This is a genomic window from Paeniglutamicibacter sp. ZC-3, assembly GCF_025847175.2.
Classification (GTDB): domain Bacteria; phylum Actinomycetota; class Actinomycetes; order Actinomycetales; family Micrococcaceae; genus Paeniglutamicibacter; species Paeniglutamicibacter sulfureus.
In genome coordinates this window covers 1-1,424 of the sequence record NZ_JAOYTG010000056.1, presented here as the reverse complement: position 1 = coordinate 1,424, position 1,424 = coordinate 1, and the positions used below count along the sequence as shown (strand labels likewise).

Here is a 1,424-nt window from a genome sequence, read left to right as displayed (position 1 = left end):
CGGGTATTTCCGAGCGGCTGCCGAGGTGCTAGCGCTTAGCGCCCAACTGGCCTGGAATGAGCTGCCAACTTGGCCCACCTGCATGGCCGAAACGGCCCAAAGTTTAGCGCTCACACACATGGCGTCACCCACGAACTATTGCCGTCACAGGTCTCCGTGCCCATCACGGTATATACATTGGCGGCGTACGGCCGACGTTGGCAATCCTTCGCCGGCCTTGCCGCGGGCTTGGTTGGGGCCCTGCTTGCCAGTGCGCGCATAGGCGCTTGGGCCAGCGACAACTCGATCCAGGGCACGGTGCTCAATTTCATAGGACTTTCACTCTTGGTCCTAGTGGCGTGGACCTTTGGGGATTTGGCCAGGACCCGGCGACTCAGCCTACAGACACTCGAGGACCGGGCGCGGAGGCTGGAAACTGAACGAGAACAAGAACGTGCTTTGGCTGCCGCCGACGAACGCAGCCATATCGCGCGGGAGATGCATGACATAGTGGCCCATTCACTGTCCGTGATCATCACGCAATCCGATGGCGCACGCTATGCGAGTGAACATGACCCGCAAATTGCCAGGGAAACGCTGGCCACAATTGCCCAAACCGGGCGAAGTTCACTCCGAGAGATGCGCCGTCTACTCGGCGTGCTACGTAGCGATGAAGAAGCGTCCACGAGGCCACTGCCTACCCTTGATGATATTCCGGCGCTTCTTGAAGCGACGCGAATGAGCGGCTTGGCAATCGATTTTAGGCAGAACGGTACCGCACGACGCGATCTTCCAGCGGGAGCCGAGCTCACCGCCTACCGCGCCATGCAGGAAGCCCTGACCAACGTGCTCAAGCACGCCGGCCCAGAAGCCGCAACGACCGTGATGCTCGGCTGGGAGAACCGCGGACTGCAACTGACCGTGTCGGACGACGGTCGAGGAGCAGGCGCCATGGACAACGCCGCATCTGGCCAAGGTCTGCGGGGCATGGCCGAACGTGTTGCCCTCTACGATGGTCGAGTCGAGGCCGAGCCCAGGGTCGGCGGAGGCTTCGGCGTATCCGTATTCATCCCCTACACCGAGGACTAGAAAACTTGACAAAAGACAACCCCATCCACGTGGCACTCGTGGATGACCAACTGCTGGTTCGCAGCGGCTTCCGAATGCTCATCAATTCCCAAGCAGATCTGGAAGTGGTCGCCGAAGCGTCAAACGGCCGCGAAGCCATTGCCTCCCGGACCTTGGCGGCAGCGGATGTGATTCTCATGGACGTTCGCATGCCCGAAATGAATGGCATCGAAACGACCGAATACCTGCTCTCCAGGGTGCTAAATAGCGTCTCTTGGTAGTGATGTTCTGGCGACTTGGTAGTGTCCCCTCTGGGCAGTTGTTAGCGCGTTTCCGGCGAAGTGGTAGTGCGTCGAGCTATTTGTCGTATTGGCCAA

The 1,424-nt window shown here is 59.9% G+C and carries 1 protein-coding gene and 2 pseudogenes; all 3 read left to right on the top strand.

Features of this window, described 5'->3' with window-relative positions; translation table 11 throughout:
• Positions 1-156: 156 nt before the first annotated feature.
• Positions 157-642, top strand: a pseudogene (locus OIU93_RS20525) (sensor histidine kinase); the annotation flags it as partial.
• 75 nt (positions 643-717) lie between these two features.
• Positions 718-1,068, top strand: coding sequence for a sensor histidine kinase (locus tag OIU93_RS20520; protein ID WP_372342986.1), 351 nt, complete (start codon positions 718-720; stop codon positions 1,066-1,068).
• Positions 1,069-1,073: 5 nt separating this feature from the next.
• Positions 1,074-1,304: pseudogene (locus tag OIU93_RS20515) on the top strand (response regulator transcription factor); the annotation flags it as partial.
• Positions 1,305-1,424: the final 120 nt, after the last annotated feature.

Coding starts and splice junctions, on each gene's coding strand:
- OIU93_RS20520 (WP_372342986.1), top strand. CDS start 718: ATGAGCGGCTTGGCAATCGATTTTAGGCAGAACGGTACCGCACGACGC.